Consider the following 15,276-nt stretch of genomic DNA (forward strand, 5'->3'; position numbering starts at 1 on the left):
TGCCCGACGCGGTGATCTGCCTTGATGCGCGGGCAGAGGTGCTGGGAAATCTGGCGAAGGCCAAGCTGCAGGAAATTGCGAAAGGAGCGGGGCTGGATCAGCTGTCCGGTGTGCTGGGGCGGGCCGGCGCTTTCGACTAAAGATGGGCCGCGACTGCGGCCCATCTTCAACATCTTTTACATGACTAAAGGTTTATCGTGTTGCACATGGCGAACAGCAAGCTTCCGAGCTTGTCGGCCGGACAACAGCTGGCGCGCAGGGGCGGTTGTGTAATCGCGGTCTTCAAGCTCTGGGAAAAGCTTGAAAATCTCGGCACGAGCAGCGGGGCCAACGAGCTTGAGAGCCTCTGGACCGGTATACAGTGACTCGGTTTCGGCGCCGTTGGAAAGAACGACCTCGTGATTTTCGAACAAAATGTGGAAGTATTCCACCTCGTTAAGATCTTTCGCGATATCGATGCCCTGGACCTGCAGTAGCTGCTTCGCGGCTACGAGCACCTCGTCAGTTGCAAAGAGCTTTTGAGCAATCTGGGAGCGAACCAAGATGCGGTGTTGCGGGGAAACCAGCAGGTCAGAAGTGGGGGTGTTGTTACCGAGCGCTCCAGCCTGAATACGAATCGGCAGCAGGTCTGGGCATGCAGCAAGCGACTGCGTGGAAATGTGTCGGCGACCAATCCATCTAACTTCCTGCAGACCGCGATCTTTTGTCCATACGTGCTGGCCAACCGCGATTGCTTCAACTGGGACGGCACCACTTGAGGTTTCGATCAGGGTTCCCGTCACAAAACAAGGCGCACCCTGGATATTGTTCGCGCGGATGCTCAACGTACCGACCGACTGACCATCTGCATTGAGGACTTCGTATGAGAAATCCTTGTAGGAAGGGTTCTCTGTACTGCTATCCTCGTTAATGTTTACGATCTTGAGGGTCCAGCCCTCGGGGATGTTAATGATCGTGCTGTCGTATTCGCCGTCGCTAGGCTGTGAGTCAACCGTAATTGTTCCACTAAAGTTGGGCCCAATATTTACCGTGACACGATCATCCGAGCCGTTATTGCCCACGTTCTCGTAAAATGATCCAAAGACGTTTGCATCTATCGTTTTGTCAACCATCGTAGCTCTTTCAATTAGTCAGACAGATGGGGGAGGACTAATATAGACATTATCAATATGCAAGATATGTCCGTTGATTTGTATGGATTTTCAGGGAACGGGATTTGAAGAAGCTTCGCTGTGACTTCTTTGACGCGGCGGTACCTCGATGCGCGCTAACTTCGACAAAGATCCTCTCGGTGCATCGGCCGTCGCAGCGGAAGCCAATACCGCACCTGGTCACGCTCGTAGGTTAGGGAACCTGAAGCGCGGCTTCTATGGCGGGTGTGTCGGAAATGTGAAGGCGGATTTGGCTGACCGGCTTACGCAGACAGCAGACACAAGCCGGTCAGTTGAAACGCGTTTCTTAGGCGTAGTCCACTGCCGACTCGTTACCACGGCACTGAATAAAACAACTAGATCGTTACAACTACGACTAAGGTATAACCCGCATATCTAGCGCTGAGGAAGCTGCCTAAATGGATAGACAAATGGAAGGTTTGTTGAGCTATTTATTGCGCAAATTGACACATATCTAGCCGTCGGAATCAGGTGAACCACCTCTGGTTGTACCCTGTGCCACCCGCCCATAGGCAAAGTCGATATGCTCTTCGACCTTGTCCCAAGCGTCTTGGATGTTCGGCGTGCCCTCGGCCGCAATGACGCGGCGAAGGGCGTTGATCTCGGCCAGCATCTTCGGCACGCGCCGGTTGCCGTAGCGGGCTGGCGCGGTCATTCTGTCGCGTCCAGGAACTCAGCGATCGCGGCCCGGATGCCTTCCCATTTCGTGGCAGCGGCCTCGCCGAAATCGCGGGCAACATCATCGCGGGTCATTGGCGTGTGTTCTCCATTTATGAACAGTCCCATGATCCGTGAATAGTGCGGCTGCGTGGCTTCCCTGATAGCGATCTGGATCTTGGCGTTGCGGAACATGGTCCGGTATGGTTCAGCAATCTCGCTCACCGCTCTCCCTCCCGCGCAGCCAGCATTGCCGAGAATGTTGCGGCGGTCGCGTCCATGCCGAACCCGCATTCAGGGCAGTCCTCGAAAGCGTGCTCTGGCTCCACGCGACCGGCCTCGGTATCCAATGCCTCATACTCGATCAGGACGCCGCTGCCGCACATGCCGCAGGTGACCAGCAGCGCCGCGACCTCGACGGTGCTGATTGGCTCAAGGTGATGCTCGTCCGTCACCGCTCTCCCTCCCCAGCAAGGGCGCGCAGGGCGGTAAAGGCCTCGTCACGCAAGATGTATTTCGGGCCGAACATATTAGTTCTGAGTGTTGGAACCCCTGAAATAGCCCCAATCGCAGCCTCGACGCTCACCGTGCCCGCGCTGGACGGGGTGGCGTAAAGGGGCTGCGAAGTCACTGCGTAACTGGCTCCGAAATCCTTACCGGGAACCCCGAAAGGGTGATCTGGATCAAGCGTCACTGACACCATTTCACCGCATCCCGGCTCATAGTGCATGGTGTGAATCCACGCCACAGGCTGCGGCTCCGGGGCTGTCTGTATGCGCTCGCCGCGCTGGTGCAGCATCATGGAGATATTGCCAACGTCCAGTGGATCGCCTTTCTCGACATGCTCGCGCAGTAATCGTGTCAGGATATTCGCATCGCATTCCGGCCCATCCCAGCCGCTGCGTCCTTCGGCGCGCTTTTTCCGCAGCTTGGTTTTCATGGCCGCTGCGAACCGATCAACAGCCTCGTCGTCGGGGTTTTTCGGCTCGGGGTGTGGCTGGATCGCGGCGAGGATTCTAGCCTCTACTGCGAGAGCGATTGCCTCGACGTGCTCAAGGTCCAGTTCATCGCACCGGCCCTCAGCAGCGTCACGTATGGCGATCAGAGTTTCAGGGCAAATGGTCCAAGTTGAGTTTTCTGGGCTGGGGCGATCCAGCGCCTTGATCGTGCCGCTTACCCGTGCGGCGTCGGTTGGGGTGGTGGTCATTGGCGGAGTTCCTTGGCGATTATAGCAGCAAGCGCAGCTTTTTGTTTATGTTCTGGGGCTATGAAATCTGAGTGGACGACGTTTGCGAGCATCCCCGCTTCCACGGCCTCTTGAATGATACCTGCCGCCTCCAACCAGCTATCGGTATAAGCGGTAGAGGCGAGCCTCTGGTGTAACTCTCCTGCCCACAGATCAATTTGGATGCTCATTCGCCCGCCCCCTTGCGCTGGTCGATGCGGGCGAGGATGGCGATGTCCGGTCGCTCACATTGTGGATTCATCCACCAATTCGCGGCCACCTCCGCACAGGCCCGCGTCTCTGCGGCGGCAGCCCGACGGATGATCTCGGCAAGGGCGGTGGTGCCGGGTTCGGTGGCGAGGGCGCGGATGGCATCGCAAATGCGCTCGGTATCACCCACAAGCATGTGCCCCGGAACTGATGACCGGACTTGCCAGACAGCGCTCTCATACGCCGCCACGGCCTCTGCCCGCGCTTGGGTAAGCTCTGCGGTCAGGCGGGCGATGGTGGCCGCGTCACCCCATGGGCTTTTCGGTTCGTCGCCATGGTAAAAATAGCCTTCGCCATCACAGCACGGGCAACGGGTCATATCGTCGTCAAAGCCGTCCACCATCACACGTCCCCCTTGAGTTTCGCTCGGGCAACTATGAGCGGGTGATGCTCTGACGGGGTTGTCATTCCGTTGGATCCGGTCGGTCGCGCCCAATCTCCGATTGCCGCGATGAGTTCATCCCGCTCGGCCTCTGCCTTCTCGGCGCGGGCGTTGGCTTTGGCGAGCATGACGGCAAGGTCTTCAGAGGCCTGAAACGACTGTTCAAGCATAGCACTTTCCTCGGCTACCTCACCCCGCAGCCGCTCGATCTCGGCTTGCTGCGCGGTCATGGCGGTGGCGGCTTCGGTGAACAACGTGCCCGGATCATGGCCACGATCCGCCTTGATCAGCGCTGCAACCATCCCCTCGACCTCGGCAGGCGCGGGGGCGGACCCATAGCACGCATAACAGCAGGCTCGACCGTCTGTTTCCCCGATCCACTCGTCGCAGTCAGGGCCTTCCGGGCCATTGCCGTAGCATTTGCGACCAAACGCGCCGCAGCTCCCGCACCGTTCGCGGGCAGGCGCAGGGGGGGCGGAGAGATCGGCGCGGATGTATTCGGTTCGCATTTGGCCAGATTTGCTAGGCACAGTGAAGGCGAGCCCGCACCCGTTGTCACTTGGCCATACAATGAACACGCGCTCCGGCGCTGCCTGATCGGTCGGGACGTGTTGACGGTCGCCCGCGAGGGGCGTGGTGAGGGCGGTCTGCATCATGCGCTCCATCTGAGGTTATGCAGCGTAACGCAGTATGAACACGGGATCGGGCAGGCGGGGGGATCGGTTGAAACCCTCCTCCGCTACCATGGTCCCCCTAAAACCAAAGACCAAAAGCCTGACCGGCAGATCGCTGCAACAGCGACCTGTGGCCGGGCATTACTGATGGTCCCTTGTCGATGGCTCTGACGCGCAAAACGGATCACCGCTTGCGACATGAACGCCAAGGGCGGATGGCCGCGTCGAATTATCCCTTTTATCTGTCTGGATAGATCGCCCACCTCGGCGCGCTGCAAATGCAGGCAATGACCGGCGAAAAACCCTTCGGTTTTAAGGGGGCTGTGTCCGCGCATGGCGGTGCGCACGGCCAAGGTGATCGCGATCCCAAGCCACAATCGATATGTGGCCAAGGCAGAGGGCAGGGGATGCAAAGGTGTTGGGCATGATCGGCTGACACATGCCGCGCAATTCAGGCCTTGGTTGCGGCTTTGCTCTTGGCGATATGGGCGGCGCTGATCATGGATTTCAGCTCTCCGCGCTCGCGCAGGATACTGACAATCATTCGGACCTCGGTGACCGGGATACCTTTGATCTGGGCGATATCCTCGACGCCATATCCGGCCCGCAGCAGTTCGCTAAGTTGCACTGCATCACTGGGCTTCTCGATCGTCAATTTACTTCTCCGGCTCGTATTAAGGCTGCGATCATCCTTTAGTTGTGGCGCGGGCGCAATGGCGCAAGCCCGGGTTATGTGTCGGAATTGCTTAAATATTTGGAGTTTTTGGTAAATCTTGGCGCTAGGCACGCATCGGCTGATTGTGGCCGTCGGCAGGAATTCGCGCGCCAACGGCTGCTGTCGCAATTGTCACCACAAAAAATAGCTGCTCTGAGCAAATGATAAGACGGAGACTGAAACAGCAGAAAGGCCGCGTCGTGAAACGCAAACTTGCCCTTATCTCGATCCTAACGGCCACTATTCTAGCGACGATGGCGACGCCGACACTGGCACGGGATAACCAATCCAAGCCCCACCACCGCGAATGCTATACGGTGCATGTGGATCGTCATGGCCGTGAGGTTTCCCCCAAACGCGCCCACCATACCGAGCGCCGCTGTGTGACCCGGCCCGGTTGGGCCAAGGGGCACAACAAAAACAAGGATCATGCCCACAAGGGTGACCGCGACCATCGTCATGATCGTGACCGCCATGACCGCGACCGTCGCGATCATGATCGCAAAAAAAGCGAGCATCGCAAAAATGGCTCGGGCAGCGGCTGCCCGCCGGTGGCTACCTATCGCGACGATAACAGCAGTCGCGATGGTCGCGGCTGCGGTCCCAATCGGGAGACAGGCGGGGATCTGACCCAAGCAGCCGTGCCAATGCGCCAGGCGGATCGCGCCTTGCTTGGGTCATGTCAAATTACCGCCAACATAAAAAAGGCCAGAGCATTGCCGCTCTGGCCTTCGTCATGACATTGCCTTTGATTTAGACGCGCGAGCCTTTGACCCAGGTTTCACGCAAAACCGGCGTTTCTTCCAACATGCCAAAGCGGATCAGATCGGCGCGCAGACCGGTCTTGATCTGGCCACGATCCGTCAGCCCGGTCGCCTGCGCAGGATTGGCGCTGACGGTGGCGATCGCACGGGGCAGATCGTCCCAAATCCTGGCCAGGATCATGGCCCCGGGTAGCAGACCTGCGGGCACGTAATCTGACGACAACACGTCAAGATGCCCGTTTCGCGCCAGTTCCGCCGCCGAGACGTTGCCCGAATGCGACCCACCCCGGATCAGATTGGGCGCGCCCATCATCACCATGATCCCATGATCGTGACAGGCCTTTGCGGCTTCGGCTGTGGTTGGGAATTCCGCCAGCTGGATGCCGTAGCTGGCCGAGGTCGCAACGTGTTCGCTGGTGGTATCGTCATGGCTGGCCAGAACCGCGCCAAGCGCCTTGGCCTTGGCCACGGCATGCGCCTCGTGAAGATCGCCAAAGCGCGCCCGCAACTCTTGCAGATGGGCGACATGGGCCTCAAAGCCCGCGTCATCCAGCCCGTGCTTTCCCTTCACATATTGCGCCAGCTTCGAGACATCGCGAAATTGGCGCTGTCCGGGGGTATGGTCCATCAGGCTGATGATGCCGACGCGGTCATCGGGGCCAAATTCGTCGATCTCGTCGATCAACGTCTCGGAACAGACCTCGGCGCGCAGATGCAGGAAATGGCTGATCCTTAGGGCATTCTTGCCACGGATCTCCATCAGCTCGGTCGCAAGGGCGCGGGCGTATTTGGCGTAATCGGTCTGATTTTCCGAAGTGATCGAGCCCACGCGCATCGCATCGAAAACCGTGGTGATGCCGCAGCCCGCAAGCTCGGCATCATGGGCCAGGATGGCACTGGCATGGGGCCAGTTCACACCCGGACGGGGCTGCAGGTGCCCCTCAAGATTGTCGGTGTGCAGCTCGACCATACCCGGAGCAAGATAATCCCCCCCCAGATCAATCGCGCCCTCGGGCAGGGCAGAGCCTGTGAATATCTCGGCGATCAGGCCATTTTCGATCACGATACCACCAGTTACGACGGCATCGGGCAGGATCAGGCGGGCATTGGCGAGGATGGTGCGGGTCATGGTCTTGCCTTGCGGATGGCGGTCAAAAACTGGTTCAGGGCGGGCTCTAACCCGTCCGAATTATCGATGGTGGTCACAGGCAGTGGCAGCCCATCTGCCCATTTGCTGGCGCGCTCAATTCGGGCAGCAATGTCTTGCGCCGTCTCTCGACCGCGGGCGGCAAGCCGAGCGGCCAGTATCTCGGGGCGGGCCTGGATGTAAAGCACAAGCAATCGCGGAAAGATCACGCTTGCCTCAGCCAGGGCGCCGCGTGACAGGTTCATCATCACGTCGGTCCCTGACGCGGCCAGATCACGCGCATGATTGGGTATGGCGTAAAACAACCCATGTGCGCCCCAAGACAAAGCGAAATCCCCCGCCGCTTTTCGACGCAGAAATTCGCCCTGGGTGACAGGCTCGAAATCCTCGCCTCCGGCATCAGCGTCGCGGGTGATGATACGGCGCACCGGATACAGCTTTGGCTCGGCCTGGGCGGCCGCGCTCATCAACGTATCCTTGCCGGCGCCGGATGGCCCGACGACGGCTATGGCAAGACCTGCGCTCATGCCGCGCGCCTTGGCGTGAAGGCGGTGACATCGACCAGATGGTCACAGACGCGCGCCCGTGCCGGCTCGTCGTGAAAGATCCCCAGAATCGCGGCGCCACGCATCTTGGCCTCTTCGATCAGCGTCAGCACGGTCTCGCGGTTGGCGGCATCCAGGCTGGCTGTGGGTTCATCCAGCAGCAAGACCGGATAGGGATGGGCAAAGCCGCGCGCAATATTGACCCTTTGCTGCTCACCACCCGAAAAGGTCGTGGGCGAAAGCGACCAAAGCCGCTCGGGAATGTTGAGCCGCGTCAACAGCTCGGCCGCGCGATCCCGTGCGGACTGCTCCGCCACGCCAAGGTTCAACAAGGGCTCGGCCACGACCTCGATGGTGGGAACGCGGGGTACAACGCGCAAAAACTGGCTGACATAGCCCAGGGTCTGGCGGCGCAAGGCAATGATCTGGCGCGGCTCGGCTGTCGCCAGATCCAGATCGCCCACAACCACCGCCCCTTGATCTGTGCGGTAATTGCCCCAAACCATGCGCATCAGCGTCGACTTCCCCGAGCCCGAGGCCCCGGTCAATCCGACACATTCGCCCGCCTTCACGCAAAGATCGGCACCGGCCAGAACCGGCAGCACGACACCGCCTTGATTGTGCAGGATGAATTCTTTTCCTGCCTGAGAGATTTGGATCATGTCACACCTGCAGGACTGAAGAGACAAGAAGCTGGGTATAAGCGTGGCGCGGATCATCAAGAACCTGATCGGTCAAACCTGCCTCGACGACATGGCCACCTTTCATCACCATGATGCGGTCGGCCAAAAGACGAACCACTGCAAGGTCATGGGTGACGATCACCGCTGAAAGTCCCATCCGCCGAACCAGACCGCGCAGCAGATCCAAAAGCCGCGCCTGAACGCTGACATCCAGCCCGCCCGTCGGCTCATCCATAAACACCAGCTTCGGACCAGTCACCAGATTGCGCGCGATTTGCAACCGTTGCTGCATCCCCCCCGAGAACTGTCGCGGCCGATCGTCAATTCGCCCCGGATCGATCTCGACCCGACCCAGCCAATCCTCGGCGGTGCTGCGGATGGCGCCGTAATTGCGCGCACCAATGGCCATCAGCCGCTCACCGACATTGCCCCCAGCGCTGACGCCCATGCGCAAACCATCACGGGGGTTTTGATGAACAAACGCCCAATCCGTGCGCCCAAGGTGGCGCCGCTCGGTTTCGGCCATGCTCAGCGTGTCACGCCCGCCATAAATCACACGTCCGTGGTCTGGGGTCAGATGACCCGCCAAACAAGACAACAGCGTCGATTTCCCCGAGCCGCTTTCCCCGACGATCCCCATGACTTCGCCCGGCCACAGATCGAAGCTGACATCGCGGCAACCAACTCGGCCGCCATAAAGCTTGGTCACACCTTCGACCCGCAACAATGGGGCAGGCGATGTCTCATCTGTCATGGCTCGCGCATCCTCTCTCATGCCTGAAATATCCCCGCCGGAGGCTCCGGCCAGTGCCATGTTCATGCCCGTTCCTCCATGCGCGAGGCGCAGTAATCCGTATCCGAGCAGACAAACATTCGCCCGCCCGTGTCATCGGTGATTACTTCGTCCAGATAGCTGTCGCGCGCGCCGCAGATTGCGCAGTCATGCTCGGCCTTGCTGGCCTCGAATGGGTAATCCTCAAAATCAAGGCTCTCGACTTTGGTAAAGGGCGGCAGAGCATAAATGCGCTGCTCTCGGCCCGCACCAAAAAGCTGCACGGCGGGGTTCATGGACAGTTTGGGGTTATCAAATTTCGGGATCGGCGAAGGGTCCATGACATAGCGATCGGCCACTTTTACCGGATAGGCATAGGCGGTGGCGATGGCGCCGTGACGCGCGATATCTTCATAAAGGCGCACATGCATCAGCCCGTAATCCTCCAAGGCATGCATGCGGCGGGTTTCGGTCTCGCGCGGCTCAAGAAAGCGCAGAGGTTCGGGGATCGGCACCTGATAAACCAGGATCTGATCCTGGCTCAGCGGATGTTCGGGGATGCGGTGGCGGGTCTGAATGACGGTGGCATCGGCGGTATGCTCTGTGGTGGCAATCCCCGCCGTCCGGGCGACAAAGCTGCGGATCGATACGGCGTTGGTCGTGTCATCCGCGCCTTGATCGATCACTTTTAACACATCTTCAGGCATCAGGCAGGCGGCGGTCACTTGCACGCCCCCTGTGCCCCAGCCATAGGGCATCGGCATTTCACGACTGGCGAAGGGCACCTGATAGCCCGGAATGGCAATCCCTTTCAGGATCGCACGACGGATCATGCGCTTGGTATCTTCATCCAGATAAGCGAAGTTATAGGCGTCGTCACGCATTGAGGGCCTCTTGCGCTTCGCGCCGCAAACGACGGATCAGCTCCAGTTCGGACTGGAAATCCACATAATGCGGCAGTTTGATATGTTCCAGAAAACCCGTTGCCTGCACATTGTCACAATGGCTGAGAACGAATTCTTCATCCTGAGCGGGCGCCCCGGCGAAATCCTCGCCCAGTTCCTCCCAGCGCAAAGCCCGATCCACCAGCGCGATCGAAATCGCCTTGCGCTCGGTCTGGCCAAAGCTCAGCCCGTAGCCACGCGTGAACTGCGGCGGTTCTTTTTTCGAGCCACCAAACTGGTTGACCGTCTCGCATTCCGTGACCTCGATCACGCCAAAATCGATGGCGAAACCCAATTCGGGAATATCCAGCGAGACCGCAACCTCGCCGATGCGCAATTCACCGACAAAGGCATGGTTGCGCGCGTAGCCGCGCTGGGTCGAATAGGCCAGGCCCAATAAGAATCCCTCATCGGCGCGGGCCAAGGCCTGCAGGCGCAAGGCGCGATTGGCCGGCAACTCTAGGGGTGCGCGCGTCAGATCCGGAGGGGGGGTGTCTTCGCGCGGCTCATCTTGAATGACCCCGTCCTTGTTCAGGAAATCCAGCACATGTGGCACCGTGGCGGGGGTCGCTGCCTCGCGCTGGGCTGGCGCGACATCGCCATTGGCCATTGCCGCGAAATCCAGCAAGCGGTGGGTGTAATCAAAGGTCGGCCCAAGAATCTGGCCGCCCGGTACATCCTTGAACGTCGCCGAGATCCGCCGGCTGACGGCCATTTCCGCGCTATCGATCGGGGCTGAATTTCCAAAACGCGGCAAGGTCGTGCGATAGGCACGGATCAGGAAAATGGCCTCGATCAGATCGCCGCGCGCTTGTGCAATGGCAAGCGCGGCCAGCTCGGGGTCGTAAAGCGAGCCCTCGGCCATGACGCGGGCGACGCCAAGCGCAAGCTGATCGGCGATCTGTGTGGGGTTCAGGCGGGGCTCTTGCCGATCCCCTCGGGTTTCATCGGCCAGCCAGCGATGCGCGGCGGCAATCGCCTTTTCGCCGCCTTTGACTGCGACATACATCAGCGCACCTCGATCCGGCTAGAGCGGGGCAGGCCGGTGACCTGTGCCCCTTGGGTAAAGAAGAAATCCAGCCCCAGCGGAAACTGGGCCCCGTTCTGGGCAAAAAATGCAGGCTCGGGCAAAGCAAAGGCCAAAGGAGCGGCCAACCCCGGTCCCGACAGCGTCACGGGCCGCGCATCGATTGGTCCATCCACGATCACCGTGGTTGCCCGGTCGGGATATTCCGGGGTGCCGATCGCAAACCGGGCCAGCAACGGGTGCAGCGACGACCAATCACCCAATGCGAAGGCGGCCTCTGCGGGGTCTTGGGTCAAGGGTGCACCGGTGTGAAAGGTCAGCCAGTCGCGCAGCGATGCGCAATCATGCGTCCCCGCCAGAAGGACAGGCGTGGTGCGGTCAAAAAGCACCAAGGCCAAGGTGCCGCCTGAGGGTGAAAGCGGGGCGGGCGGGGCCGCACCCTCGATCAGTCGGGGTTGGCCGGGGCGTGACAGGGCCTGCAAAACCTCGCGAAAGGCGCGGGCAGATTGCGATGCCGGGTCAGTGAAGCCGCCGCTTAGGGCGCTATCATGCAGGCTCATGCATCCTCTCCTCGTACAAGGGTGAAGAAATCAACGCGGGTGGCTGCCGCTTTCTCGGCCAAGGCCTGCCGCGCATCGGCCTCATCCTGGGCCAAAGGCGCCAGCACATCGCGGTGCAGATCGGCGCCTTCGTTGCCTTGCAGCAGGGCATCCAGCGCGGCGGCCCGTGTGGCATGCATCTTGTCGCGGCCCTGCACATAGGCATGTCCGATGCGGCCATCGCCAAGGCGCAGGGTGCAGCGCGTGACCGTGACCTCGCCCAGATTAAAGGGCGCGCCGGTTCCTCCGCTGCGGCCCTGCACCATGACCGTGCCAATTTCGGGGGCGCGTGTCAGGCTATGGGCGGGAATTTCGGGAAAGAGTGCGGTCAGACGAGCGGGCTTGCTGCGCGCAAGCAGACCCATCCAATCGCGTCGTGTCATCTGAGGGGCAATAGACATCTTGTGAGTCTGTCCAGCTATCTATACAACTAGACAAGTACTAACCCGCGCCGCATCCCTTCTCAACAACAGAGTTGTGAATTTTACATGACAGCCCCACGCCCTGCGATTTGGCAATCGATCCGAGATGCGCTGAAAATCGATCTGACCGAGGGATCTTTGCGGCCGGGCGATCAGCTGCCGACCGAGGCAGAGCTGTCACTGAGGTTCGGGGTCAATCGCCATACGGTCAGGCGCGCTGTTGCTGAAGGGGACGAGGCAGGGCTGGTGCGCTCGCGGCGCGGGGCGGGGGTGTTTGTGGCCATGCGGCCCGTGGAATATCCGTTGGGAAATCGCGTGCGCTTTCACCAAAACCTTGCTCTGGCGGGCAGATTGCCGGGCAGGCGGCTGGATTTTGTGCGCTTGCAAGTGGCCACCAAAGCTGAGGCAGAAGCCCTGGCCCTGCCAACGGGCGCTCAGGTCTTCGTGGCCGAGGGGATCTCGACCGCCGATGATGAGCCGATTGCGGCTTTTCGCTCGGCCTTTCCGGCGGCGCGATTGCCCGGCTTTGACGAGGCGTTGCGGCGCCTGTCATCGGTCACCGAGGCGTTGGCCCATGTCGGGGTCACGGATTACACAAGGTTTGAAACGCGTCTGGATGCCGAGACAGCCAGCCTGGCCCAAGCCACGCGGCTGCATTTGCGCGAAGGCGCGGCGCTGATTGTGACGCGTGGGGTCAATGCCGATCCGCGTGGCGTGCCGGTCGAATACGGCATTACCTGGTTCGTGGCCGAGCGTGTCTCATTGCTGATGCGCCCTGACGCCCCCTGACGCGGGCATGCTTGAGCCCGTTACAGCTGCGGTGGCCTGCCAGCGGCGTGGTGGGCGGGCCTAGCGCTGTCCCATGGCAATGACCGTCTCGACCCATTCGGGCACGGCCATGCTGGCCAACCCCTCGTAATGGGTGTCGAAATCGCGACTGACTGCCGAGGTTGCAAGGTTCAGTTCGACCGTATGGGCACCGCAGCGACGTGCGTGCTGGGCCAGCCCCGCCGCCGGATAAACCTGCCCCGAGGTGCCGATTGCTGCGAAAATATCGGCCTTTGCTACGGCCTCCCAGATGGTTTCCATCTGATAGGGCATCTCGCCGAACCAGACGATATCTGGCCGCGTTAGTGGTTTGGCACATGCGGGGCAGCGGTCCGCAGGATGCATGGTCAATGGGGCGGGCCAGCGATGATCGCAGCCCGCGCAAAGCGCACCTGCCAAAGAACCATGCATGTGAATGACGCGATCTGAGCCGCCACGTTCATGCAGATCGTCAACATTTTGAGTGATCAGCGTCAAGTTGACGTGACGTGCCAGCTTGGCCAATGCCTGATGGGCGGCATTGGGCTGGGCGGCTGCGGCGTCCTGGCGGCGCTGATTGTAAAAGCGGTGCACAAGTTCGGGGTCGCGCTGAAAGGCCTCGGGGGTTGCCACATCTTCGATGCGGTGATCCTCCCATAGGCCGTCACTTGCGCGAAAGGTACGCAGCCCGCTTTCAGCGGAAATCCCCGCCCCGGTCAGAACGGCGATCCGCATTACAGATCAGTTTGCGCAATAGGCTTCGGCCGTATTGGCGAAGTTCTTGTAGCGTGCCCAAAAGGCGTTTTCAGAATCGCTTTTGGCCATGCGCGCGTCTTGAGCCTGTTGGGCATCGACAAAGAAGCGCGCGGCACGGCGCTGATCCGAGCGCGACAGCGTCATATCAGCAACCTGCTGAATGCAGCCACATAGCGGCGCATTGCGCGCGCCGCGATCGGATTTCACACAGGCGGAATCAATTGGTCCGGCGACGGCAAATGGCGTTGTCAGGACCACCGCAATCGCGGCAATCGTCAGGCGGTTCATCATCTCTGTCTCCTCGGACTAGCCCCAGCGGAAGGGGCCTTGCGCCCTCTTTGCTCCGCCTTTCGTAACCTGAATAAGATAACAGAAGCGTTAATCTCGCTCAATCAAAGCGTGACTGGGTGCAAGTCGTTGAACCTATACGAGTCAAGCCCAAGATTTTCCGCTGCGGCCCGAGGACTTTCCTTATGCGGGCAGGGGGGAATATCCAGCCTCGCGAATCACTTGCTCGGCCACGGCGGGGTCCAACCCCTCGACCTGGACGGTATGGGTGCCCAGATCGGCCTTGGCGGTGCCGCCAGCCTCGGCGACGGCCTTTTCGATGGCGGCGGTGCAGTGTCCGCAGCTCATGTCGTTCACGATGAACTTCATCACGGCTCCTTTCGATATGCGATCCCTTGACGGGACATGCGCTTATCGTCACAGCAAGATATACAAACTGCAATATCTTCTCCCGTTCAGGTTTCAGGCAAGCAAATGGTCAGCGAGAATTTCCGCGGCGCGATTCTGATGGTCATTTCCATGATCTTGTTTGCGGCCGAAGACATGTTCATCAAGCTGCTGTCGCAAGAGCTGCCCTATGCCGAGGTTTTGACCATCATTGGCGTCTTGGGCTTTTTGTCCTTTACAGCCATGCTCAAGATCAAGGGCGGCAAGCTGTGGACGACCGATCTGGTCCGCCCGATCGTGGTGGTGCGCAATATCGGCGAAATGATCGGCTCGATCGGGATCGTGGTTGCATTGGCACTAACCGAGCTGTCGACGACCTCGGCGATCATGCAGGCGCTGCCTTTGGCGATCGTGATGGGCGCTGCCTTGATGGGCGAGCCCGTGGGTTGGCGTCGTTGGACCGCAATCATCCTGGGCTTTTTGGGAGTCTTGCTGGTTGTGCGCCCCGGAATGGAGGGGTTCCAGCCGGTATCGCTATTCGCGCTTTTGGCGGTCGTCGGACTTGCGCTGCGCGATCTGGCCACGCGCCATGTTCCGGCAGCCATCCATTCCGATCAACTTGCTGCCTCGGCCTTTGCGGCGATCACCCTTGCTGCGCTGGCACTTGGCTTTGTTCTGGGGCAGACATTCGTGATGCCCACGGCGTTTCAATGCCTGCTATTTGCAGGCTGTATGGCGGTGGGTGTGGGCGGATATGCCATGCTTGTTGCCGCAACGCGCGTCGGCGAGGCCTCGGCTTTGGCGCCCTATCGCTATGCGCGCCTGGTCTTTGCCCTGATTCTGGCCGTGATTATCTTCGGGGAACACCCCGACCTTCTGACCCTGATCGGCGCTACGATCATCGTGGGTTCGGGCGGTTATGCCATGTGGCGCGAGGCCAAGCTTCGCCAGCGCAAATTGCGCGAGGCGGGCTTTGTCACGACGCGGGGCTGACTTTGCTCGAAACCTCTTTCCGCAACGCCTCTCGCCCTGTATAGGCT

At 60.2% G+C, this 15,276-nt stretch carries 23 protein-coding genes; 3 read left to right on the plus strand and 20 right to left on the minus strand.

Annotated elements, in window-relative coordinates:
- Window positions 1–176: 176 nt before the first annotated feature.
- From RTS12_RS07640 to RTS12_RS07680, 9 genes are all read right to left on the minus strand, one after another.
- Complete coding sequence (locus RTS12_RS07640; RefSeq protein ID WP_312527073.1) at window positions 177–1,112, minus strand: Hint domain-containing protein; 936 nt, start codon at window positions 1,110–1,112, stop codon at window positions 177–179.
- Between the two features lie 514 nt (window positions 1,113–1,626).
- Window positions 1,627–1,827: a hypothetical protein gene (locus tag RTS12_RS07645; RefSeq protein ID WP_312527075.1), complete on the minus strand. Its 201-nt coding sequence runs from the start codon at window positions 1,825–1,827 to the stop codon at window positions 1,627–1,629.
- A complete protein-coding gene (locus tag RTS12_RS07650; RefSeq protein WP_312527077.1) occupies window positions 1,824–2,054 on the minus strand; it encodes a hypothetical protein in 231 nt (76 codons plus the stop codon). The genes RTS12_RS07645 and RTS12_RS07650 overlap by 4 nt, the downstream gene beginning before the upstream one ends.
- Entirely contained in the window at window positions 2,051–2,284 is a 234-nt protein-coding gene (locus RTS12_RS07655) for a hypothetical protein (RefSeq protein WP_312527079.1), read from the minus strand. The genes RTS12_RS07650 and RTS12_RS07655 overlap by 4 nt, the downstream gene beginning before the upstream one ends.
- On the minus strand, window positions 2,281–3,036 hold the full coding sequence (locus RTS12_RS07660) for a hypothetical protein (RefSeq protein ID WP_312527081.1): 756 nt from the start codon (window positions 3,034–3,036) through the stop codon (window positions 2,281–2,283). The genes RTS12_RS07655 and RTS12_RS07660 overlap by 4 nt, the downstream gene beginning before the upstream one ends.
- Complete coding sequence (locus RTS12_RS07665) at window positions 3,033–3,245, minus strand: hypothetical protein (RefSeq protein ID WP_312527083.1); 213 nt, start codon at window positions 3,243–3,245, stop codon at window positions 3,033–3,035. Before RTS12_RS07665 ends, RTS12_RS07660 begins: the two co-directional genes overlap by 4 nt.
- Window positions 3,242–3,667 (minus strand): hypothetical protein, encoded by a 426-nt coding sequence (locus tag RTS12_RS07670; RefSeq protein ID WP_312527085.1) that lies wholly within the window; start codon window positions 3,665–3,667, stop codon window positions 3,242–3,244. Before RTS12_RS07670 ends, RTS12_RS07665 begins: the two co-directional genes overlap by 4 nt.
- Window positions 3,667–4,008: a hypothetical protein gene (locus tag RTS12_RS07675; protein ID WP_312527087.1), complete on the minus strand. Its 342-nt coding sequence runs from the start codon at window positions 4,006–4,008 to the stop codon at window positions 3,667–3,669. The genes RTS12_RS07670 and RTS12_RS07675 overlap by 1 nt, the downstream gene beginning before the upstream one ends.
- Before the next feature lie 823 nt (window positions 4,009–4,831).
- Entirely contained in the window at window positions 4,832–5,035 is a 204-nt protein-coding gene (locus tag RTS12_RS07680; protein WP_312527089.1) for a hypothetical protein, read from the minus strand.
- 260 nt (window positions 5,036–5,295) lie between these two features.
- On the opposite strand from RTS12_RS07680, the gene RTS12_RS07685 reads away from it, so the two are divergent.
- On the plus strand, window positions 5,296–5,835 hold the full coding sequence (locus RTS12_RS07685) for a hypothetical protein (RefSeq protein ID WP_312527091.1): 540 nt from the start codon (window positions 5,296–5,298) through the stop codon (window positions 5,833–5,835).
- A gap of 13 nt (window positions 5,836–5,848) precedes the next feature.
- Here the strand turns inward: RTS12_RS07685 and RTS12_RS07690 are convergent, their stop codons facing one another.
- From RTS12_RS07690 to phnG, 8 genes are all read right to left on the minus strand, one after another.
- Complete coding sequence (locus RTS12_RS07690; RefSeq protein ID WP_312527093.1) at window positions 5,849–6,988, minus strand: alpha-D-ribose 1-methylphosphonate 5-triphosphate diphosphatase; 1,140 nt, start codon at window positions 6,986–6,988, stop codon at window positions 5,849–5,851.
- The gene (gene phnN, locus RTS12_RS07695; RefSeq protein ID WP_312527095.1) at window positions 6,985–7,533 is read right to left on the minus strand and encodes a phosphonate metabolism protein/1,5-bisphosphokinase (PRPP-forming) PhnN; all 549 of its coding nucleotides are present in this window, start codon (window positions 7,531–7,533) and stop codon (window positions 6,985–6,987) included. Before phnN ends, RTS12_RS07690 begins: the two co-directional genes overlap by 4 nt.
- A complete protein-coding gene (gene phnL / locus RTS12_RS07700; RefSeq protein ID WP_312527097.1) occupies window positions 7,530–8,213 on the minus strand; it encodes a phosphonate C-P lyase system protein PhnL in 684 nt (227 codons plus the stop codon). The genes phnN and phnL overlap by 4 nt, the downstream gene beginning before the upstream one ends.
- A 1-nt stretch (window position 8,214) precedes the next feature.
- Window positions 8,215–8,988, minus strand: a complete 774-nt coding sequence (gene phnK / locus RTS12_RS07705) for a phosphonate C-P lyase system protein PhnK (protein ID WP_312527098.1) — start codon at window positions 8,986–8,988, stop codon at window positions 8,215–8,217.
- A 62-nt stretch (window positions 8,989–9,050) separates the two neighbouring features.
- Window positions 9,051–9,890, minus strand: a complete 840-nt coding sequence (locus RTS12_RS07710; RefSeq protein ID WP_312527102.1) for an alpha-D-ribose 1-methylphosphonate 5-phosphate C-P-lyase PhnJ — start codon at window positions 9,888–9,890, stop codon at window positions 9,051–9,053.
- The gene (locus tag RTS12_RS07715) at window positions 9,883–10,959 is read right to left on the minus strand and encodes a carbon-phosphorus lyase complex subunit PhnI (RefSeq protein WP_312527104.1); all 1,077 of its coding nucleotides are present in this window, start codon (window positions 10,957–10,959) and stop codon (window positions 9,883–9,885) included. The genes RTS12_RS07710 and RTS12_RS07715 overlap by 8 nt, the downstream gene beginning before the upstream one ends.
- Window positions 10,959–11,537 (minus strand): phosphonate C-P lyase system protein PhnH, encoded by a 579-nt coding sequence (phnH, locus tag RTS12_RS07720; RefSeq protein ID WP_312527106.1) that lies wholly within the window; start codon window positions 11,535–11,537, stop codon window positions 10,959–10,961. Before phnH ends, RTS12_RS07715 begins: the two co-directional genes overlap by 1 nt.
- Window positions 11,534–11,977 carry a phosphonate C-P lyase system protein PhnG gene (gene phnG / locus RTS12_RS07725; RefSeq protein WP_312527108.1) on the minus strand — a complete coding sequence of 148 codons (444 nt, stop codon included), beginning with the start codon at window positions 11,975–11,977 and terminating at the stop codon, window positions 11,534–11,536. Before phnG ends, phnH begins: the two co-directional genes overlap by 4 nt.
- Before the next feature lie 87 nt (window positions 11,978–12,064).
- Between phnG and phnF the strand changes: the two genes are divergently transcribed.
- Window positions 12,065–12,787 (plus strand): phosphonate metabolism transcriptional regulator PhnF, encoded by a 723-nt coding sequence (gene phnF, locus RTS12_RS07730; protein WP_312527110.1) that lies wholly within the window; start codon window positions 12,065–12,067, stop codon window positions 12,785–12,787.
- 60 nt (window positions 12,788–12,847) lie between these two features.
- Here phnF and RTS12_RS07735 read toward each other — a convergent pair whose 3' ends face one another.
- From RTS12_RS07735 to RTS12_RS07745, 3 genes are all read right to left on the minus strand, one after another.
- Window positions 12,848–13,540 (minus strand): NAD-dependent deacylase, encoded by a 693-nt coding sequence (locus RTS12_RS07735; RefSeq protein ID WP_312527112.1) that lies wholly within the window; start codon window positions 13,538–13,540, stop codon window positions 12,848–12,850.
- Between the two features lie 6 nt (window positions 13,541–13,546).
- Window positions 13,547–13,852, minus strand: a complete 306-nt coding sequence (locus RTS12_RS07740; protein ID WP_409455675.1) for a hypothetical protein — start codon at window positions 13,850–13,852, stop codon at window positions 13,547–13,549.
- 180 nt (window positions 13,853–14,032) lie between these two features.
- On the minus strand, window positions 14,033–14,218 hold the full coding sequence (locus RTS12_RS07745) for a heavy-metal-associated domain-containing protein (protein WP_312527114.1): 186 nt from the start codon (window positions 14,216–14,218) through the stop codon (window positions 14,033–14,035).
- Window positions 14,219–14,323: 105 nt separating this feature from the next.
- On the opposite strand from RTS12_RS07745, the gene RTS12_RS07750 reads away from it, so the two are divergent.
- On the plus strand, window positions 14,324–15,229 hold the full coding sequence (locus tag RTS12_RS07750; RefSeq protein WP_312527116.1) for a DMT family transporter: 906 nt from the start codon (window positions 14,324–14,326) through the stop codon (window positions 15,227–15,229).
- Window positions 15,230–15,276 lie beyond the last annotated feature (47 nt).

The organism is Paracoccus sp. (in: a-proteobacteria) (genome assembly GCF_032007265.1).
Lineage (GTDB): Bacteria > Pseudomonadota > Alphaproteobacteria > Rhodobacterales > Rhodobacteraceae > Paracoccus.